General features: G+C 63.5%; 15 protein-coding genes and 1 pseudogene. 13 read left to right on the forward strand and 3 right to left on the reverse strand.

The window, feature by feature from the left end; translation table 11 throughout:
* From ABCN01_RS01965 to ABCN01_RS01985, 5 genes and pseudogenes are all read left to right on the forward strand, one after another.
* Window positions 1-1,602 carry a glucosaminidase domain-containing protein gene (locus ABCN01_RS01965; RefSeq protein ID WP_342995712.1) on the forward strand — a complete coding sequence of 534 codons (1,602 nt, stop codon included), beginning with the start codon at window positions 1-3 and terminating at the stop codon, window positions 1,600-1,602.
* A 30-nt stretch (window positions 1,603-1,632) separates the two neighbouring features.
* Complete coding sequence (locus ABCN01_RS01970; RefSeq protein ID WP_342995713.1) at window positions 1,633-2,331, forward strand: hypothetical protein; 699 nt, start codon at window positions 1,633-1,635, stop codon at window positions 2,329-2,331.
* A gap of 2 nt (window positions 2,332-2,333) precedes the next feature.
* Window positions 2,334-3,335 carry a VirB6/TrbL-like conjugal transfer protein, CD1112 family gene (locus ABCN01_RS01975; RefSeq protein ID WP_342995714.1) on the forward strand — a complete coding sequence of 334 codons (1,002 nt, stop codon included), beginning with the start codon at window positions 2,334-2,336 and terminating at the stop codon, window positions 3,333-3,335.
* A gap of 109 nt (window positions 3,336-3,444) precedes the next feature.
* The gene (locus ABCN01_RS01980) at window positions 3,445-3,903 is read left to right on the forward strand and encodes a DNA gyrase (protein ID WP_342995715.1); all 459 of its coding nucleotides are present in this window, start codon (window positions 3,445-3,447) and stop codon (window positions 3,901-3,903) included.
* Between the two features lie 192 nt (window positions 3,904-4,095).
* Window positions 4,096-4,311: pseudogene (locus tag ABCN01_RS01985) on the forward strand (thioester domain-containing protein); the annotation flags it as partial.
* Between the two features lie 14 nt (window positions 4,312-4,325).
* Here the strand turns inward: ABCN01_RS01985 and ABCN01_RS01990 are convergent.
* The gene (locus ABCN01_RS01990) at window positions 4,326-4,517 is read right to left on the reverse strand and encodes a hypothetical protein (RefSeq protein WP_271806802.1); all 192 of its coding nucleotides are present in this window, start codon (window positions 4,515-4,517) and stop codon (window positions 4,326-4,328) included.
* On the opposite strand from ABCN01_RS01990, the gene ABCN01_RS01995 reads away from it, so the two are divergent.
* The 6 genes from ABCN01_RS01995 (at window position 4,498) to abc-f (ending at window position 12,692) form a co-directional block, all read left to right on the forward strand.
* Window positions 4,498-6,657, forward strand: a complete 2,160-nt coding sequence (locus ABCN01_RS01995) for a VaFE repeat-containing surface-anchored protein (RefSeq protein ID WP_342995739.1) — start codon at window positions 4,498-4,500, stop codon at window positions 6,655-6,657. The two genes, ABCN01_RS01990 and ABCN01_RS01995, sit on opposite strands and share 20 nt — an antisense overlap.
* Before the next feature lie 72 nt (window positions 6,658-6,729).
* A complete protein-coding gene (locus tag ABCN01_RS02000; RefSeq protein ID WP_342995716.1) occupies window positions 6,730-7,461 on the forward strand; it encodes a class B sortase in 732 nt (243 codons plus the stop codon).
* 236 nt (window positions 7,462-7,697) lie between these two features.
* Entirely contained in the window at window positions 7,698-8,339 is a 642-nt protein-coding gene (locus ABCN01_RS02005) for a hypothetical protein (protein WP_342995717.1), read from the forward strand.
* 11 nt (window positions 8,340-8,350) lie between these two features.
* Window positions 8,351-9,391, forward strand: a complete 1,041-nt coding sequence (locus ABCN01_RS02010) for a hypothetical protein (protein WP_342995718.1) — start codon at window positions 8,351-8,353, stop codon at window positions 9,389-9,391.
* 283 nt (window positions 9,392-9,674) lie between these two features.
* Window positions 9,675-10,961 (forward strand): MFS transporter, encoded by a 1,287-nt coding sequence (locus tag ABCN01_RS02015; protein ID WP_342995719.1) that lies wholly within the window; start codon window positions 9,675-9,677, stop codon window positions 10,959-10,961.
* A gap of 261 nt (window positions 10,962-11,222) precedes the next feature.
* Complete coding sequence (gene abc-f / locus ABCN01_RS02020; protein ID WP_005987409.1) at window positions 11,223-12,692, forward strand: ribosomal protection-like ABC-F family protein; 1,470 nt, start codon at window positions 11,223-11,225, stop codon at window positions 12,690-12,692.
* A 205-nt stretch (window positions 12,693-12,897) separates the two neighbouring features.
* Here abc-f and guaA read toward each other — a convergent pair whose 3' ends face one another.
* Window positions 12,898-14,496 (reverse strand): glutamine-hydrolyzing GMP synthase, encoded by a 1,599-nt coding sequence (guaA, locus tag ABCN01_RS02025; RefSeq protein ID WP_342995720.1) that lies wholly within the window; start codon window positions 14,494-14,496, stop codon window positions 12,898-12,900.
* 268 nt (window positions 14,497-14,764) lie between these two features.
* Between guaA and ABCN01_RS02030 the strand changes: the two genes are divergently transcribed.
* Window positions 14,765-15,778 carry an asparaginase gene (locus ABCN01_RS02030; RefSeq protein ID WP_342995721.1) on the forward strand — a complete coding sequence of 338 codons (1,014 nt, stop codon included), beginning with the start codon at window positions 14,765-14,767 and terminating at the stop codon, window positions 15,776-15,778.
* A 22-nt stretch (window positions 15,779-15,800) separates the two neighbouring features.
* On the opposite strand, the gene ABCN01_RS09520 is transcribed toward ABCN01_RS02030, so the two are convergent.
* Window positions 15,801-16,019: a helix-turn-helix domain-containing protein gene (locus ABCN01_RS09520; protein ID WP_035136926.1), complete on the reverse strand. Its 219-nt coding sequence runs from the start codon at window positions 16,017-16,019 to the stop codon at window positions 15,801-15,803.
* A 76-nt stretch (window positions 16,020-16,095) separates the two neighbouring features.
* Between ABCN01_RS09520 and ABCN01_RS02035 the strand changes: the two genes are divergently transcribed.
* Window positions 16,096-16,485 (forward strand): hypothetical protein, encoded by a 390-nt coding sequence (locus ABCN01_RS02035; protein ID WP_342995724.1) that lies wholly within the window; start codon window positions 16,096-16,098, stop codon window positions 16,483-16,485.

Raw genomic sequence — 16,485 nt, forward strand, 5'->3', positions numbered from 1 at the left:
ATGGCCGGCCCGAGCGAGGGCGGCGGGATGCTCGAGGCGGTCGGGGCGCAGCGCCGCGACGTGCTCACCGCGGGCGACGTCGCGGAGACCGAGCGCGACGCCCTGGGAAACGTCTCGGAGGGTGCCGGCCCGCTCGACGAGGCGGGAGGCCCCGCCGCAACGGCGAAGGGGCGCCCTTCCGGGCCCGACGCGCCGGAAGGCGGGCTCGGGGACAAATTGTCCCAACCAGCCGGCGACCGGCGCGCGGCGGCCGCGATGCGCTCGCGCGTCGAGGCGGCGAAGCTGGCGATCGCCCGGGAGGCCGTCTCCCAGCTCGACGACTCGGAGGAGCTCGAGGGCGCCTCGGGCATGTACGACGCGGGGCGTGCGGCCAAGAAGGCCGCGGGAAGGCTGCGGCAGAGGAAGGCGAAGAAAGCAGCCCAAGGCAGCCGCAAGGCGGCGACCGCCCTCGGCGCCCCAAAGGGAGGCGCGCGCGGCCCCGAGGCAGCCGGCGCGACCGCCCCGGCCAAGCACCAGGCGGCCCAGGCGGCCGCGCAGGCGTCGGGCGAGGCGGCCCGCGCCGCGGGGTCGAAGGGCGCCGCCTCCGCGATCGCGGGCGCGGTCTCGGGCGCGGCGCCCGCCCTGCTCGGGGCGGTGGCCGGCATCGTGGCGTTCGTCGCCTGCGCGCTCGCCGTCGCGCAGCTGCTGAGCGCGCTGTTCGGCTTCTGGGACGACGCGGCCTCCAAGCGGGGCCTCGAGGGGCTGCCGCCCTACATCACCTACGAGATGGTCGAGGCGGCGCTCGAGTGCCAGGAGGAGTACGGGCACCCGGCGGGCTGCACCATCGCGCAGATCATCCAGGAGTCCGGCCAGGGCGACCGCATGAGCCAGCTCGCAGAGCGCGACCACAACCTCTTCGGCATGAAGTGGTGGTCGGGCTACGCGGGCTGCCCCGAGGTGGCCGGCAAGGCGAACTGGGCCACCAGCGAGGAGTACGTGCCCGGCGAGCACACCCAGATCACGGCGAGCTTCATCCGCTTCACCGGCGACGCCGAGTGCATCCGCTTCCGCAGCAGGGTCTTCCTGCAGGCGGAGCGCTACTCGGGCAACGCCCTCATCCGCGAGGCGATCGAGAGGCACGACTCGGACAGGATGGCCGAGGGGCTCAAGGACGCCGGCTGGGCGACCGACTCGTCCTACGTCGAGTCCCTGAAGTCGATCATGGCGCAATGGGGCCTCTACAGGTTCGACTCCATGACGGTCGAGGACCTGAAGGACCCGGCCGCGAACGGGAACGCGATCGTCGAGGCGGCGTACAGCCAGCTCGGCGTGCCCTACGTGTGGGGAGGCTCGACCCCCGGCAAGGCGCTCGACTGCAGCGGGCTCACGCAGTACTGCTACGCGCAGGCGGGCATCCGCATAAGCCACTACACGGGTTCCCAGTACGAGGAGCTCAGGCGCATACCGCTCTCGGAGGCGAAGCCCGGCGACATCCTCTACCGCTCGGGCCACGTGGCCATCTACATCGGCGACGACAGGTACATACACGAGCCGCGAGCGGGCGACGTGTGCCGCATAGCGAGCGGCATCGGCAGCTTCAGCTGCGCGCTCACCGCGAGATAGGAGAAACCAATGCAGGGAAAGTCAAGGGTCATGGCCGCCGTCGCGGCAAGCGCGCTCGTCGTGGCGCTCGGCGCGGGCGTGGCGCGCTGCGCCATCGCCCCGCAGGAAGGCGCGCAGGATAGTCCCCAGGAGCAAGAGCAGCCCGCGGCTGCAGGCGCCGGCGCGGCAACCGGGAAGGCCGCCTCGGGCGCCGAGGCGCTCTGGAACACCGCATGGACGGGCGCCGACGACCCGACAGCCACGCTGCGGATCGTCGAGGGCGCCATGGTGGAGAGCGCGGGCGGCACCGAGCGCGCCTGGTTCTTCTCGGCCGAGGAGCCCTCCGAGGCCGGCGGCGTGCTCAGCGTGCCCATCGAGGTCAAGGGAACCGGCGATAAGGCGGGAGGCCTGTCGCTCGTCCAGGTCTCGGGCGACGGGGGCAACCGCACCCTGGCATGCGACCTTCTGACGCAGGCCTACGTGCCCCAGAAGGCGCAAGACGGAGCGTTCTCCGTGACCGGCACCGACGACCGCCTCCCCGAGGCGCTTGGCGCGGACGTCGCCGCCATCGAGGAGGCCGTCGCCGGGAAGGCGGCGGAGGTGTCCCCGCAGGCGACGGGAGCCACCTGGGACAAGGAGGTGTGGCTCGACTACGCCGGAAACGTCGCGTCGACGACCTTCACGCTCGACGACCCCGCCTCGACGGTGGTCACCGTGGTCTCGCGCGGCGGCTCGCTGGAGGCGATGTAGCCGTGCGGGCGCTTGAATCGCGACGCCGAAGGGCGTTCGCCATCTCCGCCGCGACGGCATTCGCCCTCTGCGCGCTCCTGCTCGTCCCCGCGCAGCCGGCATACGCCGACATAGCCGGGGACGTCAACGATTGGCTGTGCGGCCTTCTGCGCGACTGCTGCAACTGGATGTTCAAGGCGCAAACGGGCGTGCTCGGGTCGATCGGCGCGAACGGGATCCTCTCGGCCGACTTCGCGCACATGCTCACGAGCTCGAGCGACCTGACCATGCACGACGTCGCCCGGGGCGTATGGCAGGTTGCCATCCTGCCGATCGGGTGCGGGGTGCTCGGCCTGGTCTTCACCCTGAAGCTCATCGAGATCTCCCAGCGCATGGACGGCAGCCAGAGCCTTCCCGGCGTCAAGGAGGTCGTTTTCCTCCTCGTGTTCTTCGCCGTGTTCCTGTTCCTCATACAGAACAGCTTCGACCTGATGGCGTCGATCTACGAGGTCTGCGGGCTCGCCATCGACCGAGTCGAGGCGCTCTTCGGCGCCGGAGGCGCGCTCGACCTGCCCGAGGTGTCCGTCGTCACCACCGACGACGACGTCCCGTCGCTCATCGCCATGCTCGTCGTGAGCCTCATCAGCTGGGTCGTGGTGCTGGCGGCCTACGTCGTCGCCCTCGTGGTCTGCTGGGCCCGCGCGCTCCAGCTCTACATCATGGCCGCGTTCGCCCCGATCCCGCTGGCGTTCCTCGGCATGGACGCCACGCGCCAGATAGGCCTTGGCTACCTGAAGAGCTTCGGGGCGGTCTGCATCGCCGGCGTCATCATCCTCGTGCTGCTCATATCGTTCCCGCTCGTGCTCGGCGGGCTCACCGGGGCGAACCCCGGGACGGGCACTCCGGCCGACGCGGTCGCGAACGGGCTCACCTACGCGCTGCAGTACCTGGCCATGTGCGTGCTGCTCATCCTGGCCCTCGTGAAAAGCGGCTCCTGGGCGCGCGACATCGTGAGCGGCTTCTAGCGGAAAAGCGAGGAAGGGGGCGGTTGCCATGAGATAGGGGCGCCGCGCCGGGGCACGCGTCCCGGCGGATGAAGACAAGGACCGATTGAAAACGAAAAGGAGGAAAGACATGGAAGAGAGGAAGAACGTGTACCTCTCGCTGCACAAGAGCTTCGTGCGCGAGGGCATCGAGTACACCGACCGCGCGACCGGCGAGGCCAGGACCTTCAACTCGGCGACCCTTCCCAAGGGCACCGTCGTCGACGGCATGGACGTGGGAGGCTACGAGTTCAGCCCCATGTTCGTTAACGAGAGCCGCTTCAAGGGGGCCGACTTCCGAGACATACCTCTGCTCGCGAACCGCGAGGTGTGGCTGAGGAAGACGGTGATGGGCCCGGACGGCCAGCCCGAGCTCGACGAGGGCGGCCGCGCGGTCAAGGACACCGTGAAGGTCATGCCGGCGCAGCTCAAAGAGGCCGTTGACGCAGGGCGCTCGCGCTACCTCGCGGAGCGCGCCGAGCACGCCCGCCAGGCGAGCCGCGCCGCCGAGCACGAGGCGCCCCGCACACAGCGAAGCGTCGAGAGATAGGGAGGCGGAAAGATGAACGCAGCGAAAGACTGCACCCTGCAGGAAAAGCTCCTCCGATGCGCCATGGCGCTCATCCTGGCGGCGGGGGCGCTGCTCGCCTCCGTGGCGGCCTCGCCCGCCTACGCCGCGCCGAGCACGGTAGACGTGTCCATCGGCGGCAAGATCCCCTACGGCGGCTTCGCCACCACGTGGATGAGCGCCGACGGGAACATCGCCTACTGCGCCGAGCCCTCGTCCCCGACGCCCGCGCCGGGCTCCTACTCGACGAGCCCCGTGCCGAGCGGCGACGTGACAGCGGCGATCTGGTACTCGTTCGGCTCTCCCGGCTTCGACGCGTCGATGTTCCCGGGCAGCTGGTACGACGGCGGCGGCTGGGACGACGCGAAGTACGCCGCGGCGAGCCACGTGCTCATCGCCTACGCCTACTCCGGGTCCGAGTCGGCGGCCACGCACGGCACGAGCGCCGAGTTCGCCTCCTGGGCGAAATCCGAGCTGATCGGCGGGACCTTCGCCAAGATGAAGGCGGGCGCCGGCAGGGTATCCGCCGGGTTCGAGGCGTTCTGCGTCAGGACCGGCGGCGGCTCCCAGACGCTCGTGAGCTTCAGCTGGTCCACGGGCGGAGTCAAGGTCGCCAAAACGGACTCCGAGGCGGGCGCGGAGCCCCAGGGCGACGCCTCGCTCGACGGCGCGAGCTTCTCCGTCGTGAACGAGACCGGCCGCTACGTGCTGGTCGGCGGCAAGTACTACGCCGACGGCGAGGTATGCGCCACGATCAAGACCGCGCCCGAGGGCGGGTCGCACGTCGCCGCGACCGGCGCCGACGCGCTTCCCGCGGGCAATTACCGCATCGTCGAGTCCGGCGCGCCCGAGGGCTACGACGCCAGCGACGCCCCCGTCGCGTTCACCGTGAAGGCCGGCGAGGTGCGCGACCTCACGGGCGACCCCGTGACCGACGAGGTCTTCCGCGGCGGCGTGCAGGTGACCAAGTCCGACAAGGAGCTGCAGGCGTCCGAGGCGCTCGCGGGCAGCGGCCACAAGGAGGCGCCTGGCGAGCACCCCGGCCTCGACGGGATCGAGTTCACCGTCACGAACCGCTCGGCGCACAAGGTCCTCGTTGACGGCGAGTGGCGCGAGCCGGGCGAGGCCGTGGCCACGCTGACCACCGCATGGAACGACGAGGCCGGCGCCTACACCGCGCAGACCGCGGCCAACGCACTGCCGTACGGAACCTACGACGTGCGGGAGACGGCGACGAACGGGAGCTACCTGCTGACCGACGGCGAGCCCCGCACCTTCGAGGTCCGCGCCGGCGGCGAGATCGTGAGCGCCTCCGCGGACGGCGCCGCGCTCGAGTTCCGCGACCAGGTGGTGCGCAACGACCTCGAGCTCTCCAAGAAGAGCGAGTCCGACAACGCCGGCCTCATGGTTCCGTTCGCCATCGAGAACGCGGCCACCGGCGAGATTCACGTGCTGGTCACGGACCGCAACGGCGACGCGTCGACCGCGAGCAGCTGGAACAGGCACTCGAGGGACACCAACGCCAACGACGCCCTGCTCGGCCACGAGGGCCCGATTGCTGCCGCAGACATGGACCCGAAGGCCGGCATCTGGTTCTCGCTCGGCGAGGACGGCTCCTCGGCGCCGGTCGACGACTCGCTGGCGGCCCTGCCGTACGGCGCCTACACCATGACCGAGCTGCGCTGCGATGCCAACGAGGGCCTCGAGCTCATCACGAGGAGCTTCTGGATCGATCGCGACTCGACGGTCGCGAAGGCCGTGTGGATGGGCCTTGACGACCAGGAGGGCCCGCGCATCTCCACCACGGCAAAGGACGGGGCGGACGGCGACAAGGACGTCTCGGCCGACGCCGAGGCCAAGGTCGTCGACGCCGTCGCCTACGAGGGCCTGAAGGCCGGCGAGGAGTACGAGCTCTCGGCCACCCTCGTCGACAAGGCGACCGGCGAGCCCGTGGCCGACGCCTCGGGCATGCCCGTGGGGGCCAAGGCCGAGTTCGCCCCCGCGCTCTCGACCGGCAGCCGGGACGTCGAGATCTCCTTCGACGCGAGCCTGCTCGGCGGCCGCGACCTGGTCGTGTTCGAGAGCCTGCGCAAGGACGGAGCCGAGGTGGCGTCGCACGCGGACCTCTCCGACGAGGGCCAGACAGTCCACGTCGCCGTCGAGGTGGGCACGCAGGCGGCTGACGCCGCCGACGGCGACCAGGTCATCGAGGCCGGCAAGGCCAAGGTCGTCGACACGGTGGCCTACAAGGGCCTCGTCCCCGGCGAGACCTACATCGCCGTGGGCACGCTCATGGACAAGGGCACCGGAGAGCCGTTCCTCGACAAGGATGGCAACGAGGTGACCGCGCGCACGCCCTTCGAGCCCGAGGCGCCCTCCGGCACCGTCGAGGTGACCTTCGAGTTCGACACCGAGGGCCTGGCCGAGGGAGACGAGCTCGTCGTCTTCGAGAAGGTCCTGGACTCCGCCGGCAACGTCGTTGCGACCCACGAGGACATCGACTCCGCCGAGCAGAGCGTCGTCGTGGACAACCCCGACACGCCCGAGGTCCCCGAGGAGCCCTACGCCAAGACCGGGGCCGACGCCCCCGACGGCACCGGCTACGCCGTGGCCGCGGGCATAGCTCTGGCGGCGGCTGCGGGCGCGGGCGGAGCGCTCGCGTACCGCAAGCGCAAGACGGCCGGCGCAAGCAAGGACGCGGCAGCCGAAGAGCCTGCCGAAGAGCCGGAAGAGTAGCGGCTCTGCATCGACACCGAACCGGAGGCCCTGAGCGCTCGCCCGGGGCCTCCCCTGCGAACGGGGGAGGACATGAACAAAGGGAAAGCCGCCACGGCGCTCGCCATTGCCGTGGCGTTGCTGGCGATGGGAGCGCTCGCCGTCCTGCCGCAGCCCGAGAGGAACCCGTACGGGGTGCACGAGGTGCCCGCAACGGAAGAGGACGCGACGATGGAGGTGAAAGAGGCGGGAGGCGGCATCGACTGGGACGCCCTTCCCGCCTCCGTCGTCGCATGGGTGCGCGTGCCGGGCACGACCGTCGACTACCCGATCGTCCAGGGCCGGCCGGAATCGCCCGACTTCTACCTCACGCACGACGCCGGCGGCGAGCGCTCAGTCTGGGGTGCTCCCTACATCGACGCAGGCTGCGCGCAGGGAGCCGAAAGCCCGCTCGTCATCGTGTACGGGCACCACATGTCCGACGGCACCATGTTCGCGCCGCTCGCGCAGTACTCGTCGCGCGGTTTCGCCGAGGGGCACCGCACCATCCGGGTCTTCACCCACGAGAAGGCGATCGAGCTCGAGGTCTTCGCGGCTGACGTGGTGGACGCGAGCTCGGAGGGCAAGCGGACCGACTTCGCAGACGCGGCGGCGCTCGACTCCTATCTCGGTGACAAATTGTCCCGATGCGAGGTCGTCCTGGAAGAGCCGAAAGACGTCGCCCAAACCTGGGCCTTCGTCACCTGCAGCTACCAGACGAGCAACTCCCGCACCGTCGTCTACGCGAAGGAGGTGGAAGCATGGGATTCGCGCCCTTCGGAATAGGGCTCCTCATGGGGCTCCTCACTCTTACGGCCTACGCCTGCTGCGCAGCCGGCGACGACGACCGGGACTAGGAATTGCAAATCGAATCTAAAACCGAATATGGCCCTTCGACCCCTTGCCGCTATATCTCGGCAAGAGGTCTTGCATATGGTGAGATATTTACACACTTGATGAAAACAAGACACCGCCGAAAGCTGCTCGATGAGCTCCCGGTGTCCGTGAACAGAGGTGCGCAATTGGAAAAGATAAAGCTGCAAGACGTCAAAAGGGCTATCGACATAGGAAAGGACGTTCGACCTTTCGTTGAACCCGCTGTGAACAAATACGGGCCCGCTCTGATCGACTGGACGCAGCAGAGGGGGAAGCAGGCGGCAGATAGCCTGGGAGGAGCCAGGGACTCATTCCTTTCAAAGAGCCAGGCAATCAAAGACAAGAAGGAGCGGCGAAAGTCACTCGAAGCAGCCCGCAAGAAGGCCGTGGCAAGCTCGCTTCCGCCAATCTCCGCAAAAGAGTTCTTCGAGAACTTCGAGAACAACGTCTCCAGCGAAGCCGACCTCAGCGATGGGTACATGGCAATCGCCGGCTGCTACGCAATCGCCACGATGAAATCGGCACGAGAGAAAGACCCTTCCGCCTACGAGAACGTCTATGTCGGTTGCGGCAAATCCATGGGCTTCAGCATATACACACAGCTTTGCGGTTTCGGCAACATCGACGTCTACGCCGACTTCAAGTTCAAAAGACCAATGATGATCCTGCTCTTCCCGTGTGAGGAGAAAGACCTCGAGACCCGCTATGAGGCCCTCGTCAGGAATCTTCAGGCCGAGGGCTCGTACAACAAATGGGACGTCCTGGCACGCTCCGACGAGGCGAGATAGGCGCTAAGAGCATGAGCGACAAAGAACTTGCGCCAATCAGCGTCGAGGTCGTTCCCGTCGAGGACTTGGAGAACATCAGGCTCGTCGCGAACGCCGATGCGGGCAAAGAGAACAACGCCGGCATCGGAGAGCGGGCGGACGCCATTCTCGGCCTCGCCTCGGACGTCATAGACCTCGTCGAGGGAAAACAGCTCTACAAAGTCGAGGTCCCCGAAGGCTACAGCCTTAAGGACCTCGTCGCCTCGAAGAAGGATCCGGAAGCGGTAAGGGCCCTCGTCCGAGACCCGAAAGGTCGCCTGAGCGGCGACGTCTCCCTCAAAGCCGCTGAGGTCAGCCCCGCACAGATCGCCAGCGTCGGCCTTGCCGCAGCGGCGATGGTTGTCGGCCAGGCGTACATGACAGAAATCAGCGACAGCCTCCAGCGCATCGACGCCAAGCTGGAATCGATCGCCTCCATGATCGCCGGCGACCAGAGGGCGAAGGTCAAAAACGCCCTGGACATCGCCAGAACCTACGCAGCCCTTCATGACGATTACCTCCAAAAGCCCGCCGAGGCAGGACAGGCGGCAAGAAACGAGATCGAGGGCAGGTACAACGACGTCGGTCAGGTAATCGATTGGATTACCGAGCAACTCGCCGGCATCGTAGACAAGGCCAGGGACGCCGCTGAGCGCGAAAAAGACCTCGAACCGTTGCTTAAAGAGGTCCAATCCTACGAGGCTCAGTTGGGGGTGCGGCGTGGAGTATGGACCACCGGTTTCTCGGCGCGCGCCTCATTTCTCGACAGCGTACACACATTGTTCGCGTTCGGCGCCGCAGACCCTTTTTCCCAGGATCTTTGTTCCGAATTGAGATACAGACGATCAGAGGCTATCCTGCTCATCAGGATGCTTGCATACTTTGATGGTGCGAGTTGCGGACACGCAAGAGCTACGCGTTTGGTTCGTTTTCAGCGGTGTTGGAAGTATCGGCTCAATGAAAAGCCAAGTCGACATTTTCGTGGACCGAGGCTTAGAAATGGCTTTTCTCGCTTGCGCAGACATGGTGCATAAAAGCGTTTTGCTTGGGAATTCTAACGAAATAAATAACCACATAACGTAAATGCAGCCATAGATACAAAAGGAATCGAATGGCCAGAGAGGGTTGCCCTTACCGATGGTCGATTCTTGACAGGCAAACTCAAGCCTTGTTAATATTACATGGTTTGCCAGACCGAATTAACAAAGGAGGGGTGTCGTGGTTGGTCTTTTCCGCACGTGGATGAGCGCCTAGAAAGCGGCGCTGTTGTGGCGTCGCGCTGTTTTTCTGCACGCCATTTCACGATTGGACATAACCATGATATTTGAAACCTCTCGGGGCAGGTCTGCTCTGCTGTGCCATTCATGGCAATTCAAGCTTTGTTTCGTATGGGGCGGGGAGCTCGTTTCGACATTGACGAGTTCGATTCTCCAAATGGGTCTTATTTGGCATCTCGCCCTCACGACAGGGTCGTCTTCTCTCCTCTCCTTAGCATCGCTGGCAGGCTTTCTGCCGATTGCTTTGTTCGGAATCCTTGCGGGCGCCCTTGTCGACAGACTGCCTTTGAAACGTGTCCTCATCGGCACCGACCTCTTCATTGCCGCGGTGGGTGCCGCCTTGGCGATTGCCTCGTTGGCCGGCAGCTTACCTGCATGGCTAATTCTCATCGCCCTGTTTCTCCGTGCAGTTGGCACTTCGTTCTACACGCCGGCCTCCCAATCTCTCACGCCCCATCTCGCCCCGCCAGAGCATCTCGTTCGCCTATCGGGGGTGACTCAGGCGATTCAGTCCGGCGGATACATTCTTGGTGCCGCGCTTGCAGCAGTGATTTATCCCGTGGCGGGCATTACCGCCATGATTGCCCTCGACGTGCTGGGAGCGCTTTTCGCTTCTCTAGCTGTCCTCGCCACGCGGATAGACGCAGGAGGACTCGACGAAGCCGACCGCAGCTTGCCCTTTTCCAATAAGGTTCGAGAGCTTTTCTCTGAGATTTCGGACGGCTACAAGCTGATTAGAGGGCACAGGGGGTTGTTCGCCCTTCTTTGGTGCGGGTTCGTCTTCGCTTTCGCGTTCTCTCCGCTCGCGGCATTGTTCCCAATAATGACCTTGGGGCATTTTGGCGGTAGCACGGGGGATGCTGCTTTGGTGGAAATCCTTTTTTCTGCAGGCATGCTGGCTGGGTCCGGCATCTTGGCGGTTACGGGAGGGTTCCGCAATAGGTCGTTCACCATGGTCGCCGCGATTGCCGGCTTCGGCATTGCCGCAATCGTATCCGGATTGCTCGGCTCGTCGTTGTTCGCCGCTTTCCTGCCGGCGAGCTTTCTTATGGGCGCATGCTCCCCGTTGTACGCGGGAACCCAGACTGCCCTTATGCAGGAGCAGATACCTCCTGAGTACCTAGGCCGCGTTTTCGGCCTCTACGGAACCATCATGGCGTGGGCCATGCCCATGGGCCTCGCGGCCCCCTCCGTTTTTGCGGATTTGCTTGGAGCTCCGTTATGGTTCGTCGGCTCTGGAGCGACCATGGTACTGCTTGCGATGGCTATGCTGCTTGCTCCGAGCGTCCGAAACGCGGGGAAAAGAGATACCGGGCAGATTCAATAGCCCAAGTATTCGAAAAAAAGAGGCAGCAGCCATCGGTTCAAGCGTCAGCCTTCAAGCCCTTGCGACGACGAGGTATTGCACCGACATTCCGCATCGCGCTCCTTATTCGTCGCCAACTATCATTTTCGGATTTGCCGGCTTGCGCAAGGTCAAAACGCTCGCGCCGGCAATTGGGCAAAGGCGAAAAATCGACGTGAGCAATCTTTTTTGGCATGGCTGCGCTTCCAGTAAAACGCTAATACACAAAAGGCGGTTCAACCTATGGAACTCATAGTCAAAGCTAAAGACATCTTTTTGGAATATGCCGGCCGCGATATCCTAGATATCGAAGAGTTGGAAATCTACTCCTACGATCGCATCGGCTTGGTGGGAGACAATGGCGCAGGCAAAACCAGCCTGCTTAAAATTCTGAGCGGCAATCTTACCATTGCGGACGCCGACGTCAGGCGCTTCGGCAGCATTGCCCTCATCGGCCAACTCGATGAACTCGACCTTGATGCGGCTCAGGACAGTGGTGAGATGCTCTCCCGTCTCAACGTCGCCGGAGTGGCGCAGGAGACGATGAGCGGCGGGGAGGAAACACGCGCCAAGATTGCCTCTGCACTCTCCCAGCATGCAAGCGCGATCTTCGCCGACGAGCCTACGAGCCACCTCGACCAAGACGGCATCCGCCTTCTCGTCGGACAACTCAAGGCATTTGATGGGGCTCTGCTCATCGTGAGCCATGACCGTCATTTTCTCGACCAGGTGGTAGACAAGATCTGGGAGCTCAAAGACGGCGGTATTTCCGAATTCTGGGGTGACTACTCCGACTATCTGCGACAGAAAGAAGAAGAGCGCAAAGCTCAGGCGACTCGATACGAAGAGGCGATGCGCGAGCGCGATCGCCTCGAAGCCGCCATCGAAAAACAACGGAAAAAAGCACGGCAGGTCGACGCCAAGCGGAAGGCTGCGAAAAAAAGCAACGAGTATGCAGGTCGATTGGGGCATCAGAAAGCAACCGGCACCAAACAGAAGAGGATGTACCAGGCGGCTAAGGACATGGAGAAGCGCCTCGAAGCGCTCGAAGGGATTGAGGCCCCAGATAGCATTCGCGCCGTGCGGTTCCGCCAGAGCAAGGCCCTGGAACTGCATAGTAAATTTCCCATCTCGGCAGACGATTTCAGCTTGAGCTTCGGCAACTGCATGCTCTATGACCACGCGAAATTCGAGATACCGCTCGGTGCCAAAGTGGCCATCACCGGTGGCAACGGTACAGGAAAGACCAGCCTGCTGAAGGCAATCGCTCGACGCGCCGACGGTATCAACATCTCTCCCAAGGCAGAGATCGGTTACTTCGAGCAAACAGGCTACAAGTTCGACGCCCGTCAGTCTGCGATCTCGTTCATGCAGGATGGTTGCGAGTACAGCATGACCGAAATTCGAGGCATCCTCGCCTCTATGGGAATCGGACCGCGCGACCTGACAAAGGACGTTGGCGTTCTCTCGGGAGGCGAAGTCATCAAGCTGCTACTCGCGAAGATGCTGCTGGGCAGATACAACATCTTGCTCATGGACGAGCCTGGAAATTACCTGGACATCAAGAGCGCCGAAGCCCTCGAGCAGATGATGAGCGCCTATGCCGGAACGATAGTGTTCGTCTCCCACGATAAGAGGCTGGTCGAGAACGTCGCAGACATTGTCTACGAAATAAAGGACACCAAGCTAGTCAAAATCTTTCAGCGCGAATAGCCCTAAATGAGCAAGAAATAATCCCCGAACGGAGACAAGGGAGTAAAACGGCAAAGAAAGAGCCTCCGTCCCAACGCAGGGAACGGAGGCTCTTTAATCGCTTTTACTCATCTCCGTCGCTGGTGGCTTTGTCATGACTCTCGTACGAAACGAAACTCAGCGGCACAGTGCGGCACTCAAAATCGCAGGTCAGAACCCTATCGGCCTACTCCCACTCGATGGTCGCGGGCGGCTTGGACGTGATGTCGTAGCACACGCGGTTGGCGCCGGGAACCTCAGCAACGATGCGGCCGGAGATGCGGGCCAGCACGTCGTAGGGCAGCTTGGCCCAGTCGGCGGTCATGGCATCGCTGGACTCGACGGCGCGCAGGATGATCGGGCGCTGATAAGTGCGCTCGTCGCCCATAACGCCCACGGACTTAATGTCGGGCAGAACCGCAAAGTACTGCCAGCAGCTGTGCTCGGAGTTGCGCTCGCCGGTCTGCTCAAACAGACGCTGGTTGTAGGCATCCAGCTCCTCGCGCACGATAGCGTCGGCATTCTTGAGGATCTCGAGCTTCTCCTTGTCGACCGCACCGATGATGCGGATGGCCAGACCCGGGCCCGGGAAAGGCTGACGGAACACGATGTGACCCGGCAGGCCCAGTGCCAGACCAAGCGCGCGGACCTCGTCCTTAAAGAAGTGATCGAGCGGCTCAATGAGGTCGAAGTGCACGCCCTCGGGGAACGGGATCAGGTTGTGGTGGCTCTTGATGGTGGCCGTCTTGCCGCCCGTCTTGCGAGCGCCGGACTCGATGATGTCGGGGTAGATGGTGCCCTGAGCCAGGTACTTGACCGGCTTGCCATCGGTCTCGAGCTGCTGAGCAACCGCGAAGAACTCTTTCCAGAACTGCGTACCGATGATGCGGCGCTTCTCCTCGGGCTCGGTCACGCCGGCCAGAAGCTCGGCGTAGCGGTCCTCGGCGTGGACGTGGATAAAGTCGACGTCAAACTGCTTGGTGAAGACTTCCTCAACCTGCTCGGGCTCGCCCTTGCGCAGCAGACCGTGGTTGATGAACACGCAGGTCATCTGCTTGCCCACGGCACGGGCGCCCAGGGCGGCCACGACGGAGGAGTCGACGCCGCCGGACAGGGCCAGAATCACGCGGTCGTTGCCGACCTTCTCGCGGAACTCGGCCGTCATGGTCTCGACCAGGTTGTCCATGCTCCAGTTGGGCTCCAGGCCGCAGATCTCAAACAGGAAGTTGCTCAGCAGCTGCTGACCATACTCGGAGTGCTTGACCTCGGGGTGGAACTGCGTGGTGAAGATCTTGCGCTCGGGGCACTCCATGGCAGCAACCGGGCACACGTCGGTGCTGGCGGTAACGGTAAAGCCCTCGGGCACCTCGGAAACGGCGTCGCGATGGCTCATCCACACAGTCTGCTCCATGGGTGTGGAGTTAAAGAGCTTGGCGCCGGCCGTGCGCGTGATGGTGGCGCGGCCGTACTCGCCCACCTCGGAGTGACCGACCTTGCCGCCGAGCGTCACGGCCGTGATCTGATGGCCGTAGCAAAAGCCCAGGACGGGAAGGCCCAGGTCAAAGATGGCAGGGTCGATGGACGGAGCGTCCTCGGCGTACACGGAGGCCGGGCCGCCAGAAAGGATGAGCGCGGAGGCGTTCATATCGCGAATCTCGTCGGCCGAGATGTCGCAGGGGACAATCTCGGAATACACGTTGAGGTCGCGGACGCGACGGGCAATGAGCTGACCGTACTGCGCACCAAAGTCGAGTACGAGGACCTTTGCGGAAGCCTTTTGATCCATGGTTTCCCCCTCTTGTTGGCGGGGAGCCGGTGCCCACCCGCATGAATGAACGAAAATAGCCTTCATAGTGTACACGTTATATGGGGTTTCTCGTCCCTCGCAGCCATCAGCGCACGGCAAACGCACGACCTGGGCCCCTATTTGACGGCAATTTGAGTGTTACCAAACGTTACAGATGATGTAATACGTTTGAACATTCGTTGCCCTGTGCCACAATACTGCCGAACGACTCCGCCTCTGCGGCGGCAAATACGATAGGAATACCAGCATGAAGCGCATCCTTCTCATCGCCACGGGCGGCACCATCGCATCGACCGAGGACGGCAACGGCCTCTCCCCCGCCCTGACCGGTGAGGAACTCGCCCAGAGCGTCCCCGAGATCTCGGACCTCTGCGAGCTCGACGTGGTACAGCCCATGAACATCGACAGTACCAATATGCGCCCGAGCGACTGGATGCGTATCCGCGACGTCATCGTCGAGGGCTATGCCGACCACGACGGCTTTGTGGTCCTGCACGGCACCGACACCATGAGCTACACCGCGGCGGCGCTTTCCTATCTGATTCAGGACAGCCCCAAGCCCATCGTGCTCACCGGCTCGCAAAAGCCCATGGGCAACCCCTTTACCGACGCCAAGCTCAACCTGTATCAGAGCCTGCTCTACGCGCTCGACGAGCATTCGCACGATGTGTCAATTGTGTTTGGCGGCGTCGCCATTGCCGGCACGCGCGCCCGCAAACAGCGCACCATGAGCTTCAACGCATTCATTAGCGTCAACTATCCGCCCATTGCCTACATCCGCAATGACCGTATCGTGCGCAACGGGCTTCACGGCACGCATCAGGACGAAAACCCGGTGCATTTCTACGACAGCATCGACCCGCGCGTATTTGTACTCAAGCTTACGCCCGGCGTAAACCCGGGCATCCTCGACGCCCTTGCCGATAGCTACGATGCTGTAATCCTTGAGACCTTTGGCATTGGCGGTATCCCCGAGTTTGGTGAGTCGGGCGAGTCGTTCCAGGAGGCTATTTTCCGCTGGGTCGATTCGGGTCGCACTGTCGTTATGACCACGCAGGTCCCCGAAGAGGGCCTCGATCTGGGCGTTTATGAGGTCGGCCGTGCTTACGCCGATCACCCGGGTATTCTGCGCGGCGACGATATGACCACCGAGACGCTCGTGGCCAAGACCATGTGGGCACTCGGCCAGTCACGCGATGCCGCCGAGATTCAGCGCCTGTTCTACAGCCAAGTCAACCACGACCGCATCCCGATGGTGTAATTCAGTTGTCGACGGGTATCCCCTATTCGATACCCTCGAGAAGCTCTGACACCGTCATGCCGAGTGCGGGTGCGATCTTAAATAGAACCTTGAGCGTGAAATTTGCCGTCCCATCTTCGATTCGGTCGAGGTAGGGTCGGCTAATTCCTGTCGCCACACAAAAATCAACCTTGGAGATACCAAGGTCCCTGCGTGTCTCTTCGACCCGCCTGCCAAGAATCTGTTTCGCACGTTCGTCCATGCAGCCGAGTTTGAAATGGAGCCGAACATAAACGTAAACTATAGTTTACGTTTTGCCGAATACACAGGAGTTTTCTATGTCGGGTTCTTCGGTCCGCATGTACCAAGCCACGCTTCGCACAAACAGCGCACCGCCCAAGCTCGTCGTCGTTGAAGCAGAATGCCTTTCGCCCGATGAGCACACAGCATTTGCATTGCTATCAAGTCGCGTCGCCGCCGTTTTGGTCCCTTGCCCGGCGCAAGGTGAACTTGCCATCCAATGCCAAGCGCACAGTTGCTCGCTCAATCAGGCTGCCGTAATCGCAACCAGCCAACACGGTCTGCCCCTTCTCCTGGAAGCCGGTATCGCACTTGCCCTTCGCGGCGCCGGATACGAAAACGAGGCCGCCGCCGACATGGTCTTTAAACCACGATCGAGCGGCGGCCTCGCAGCAGCCATTGAATATGCGTGCAGGCTCGTTGCCTAA

Source organism: Collinsella aerofaciens (genome assembly GCF_039062365.1).
Classification (GTDB): Bacteria; Actinomycetota; Coriobacteriia; order Coriobacteriales; family Coriobacteriaceae; genus Collinsella.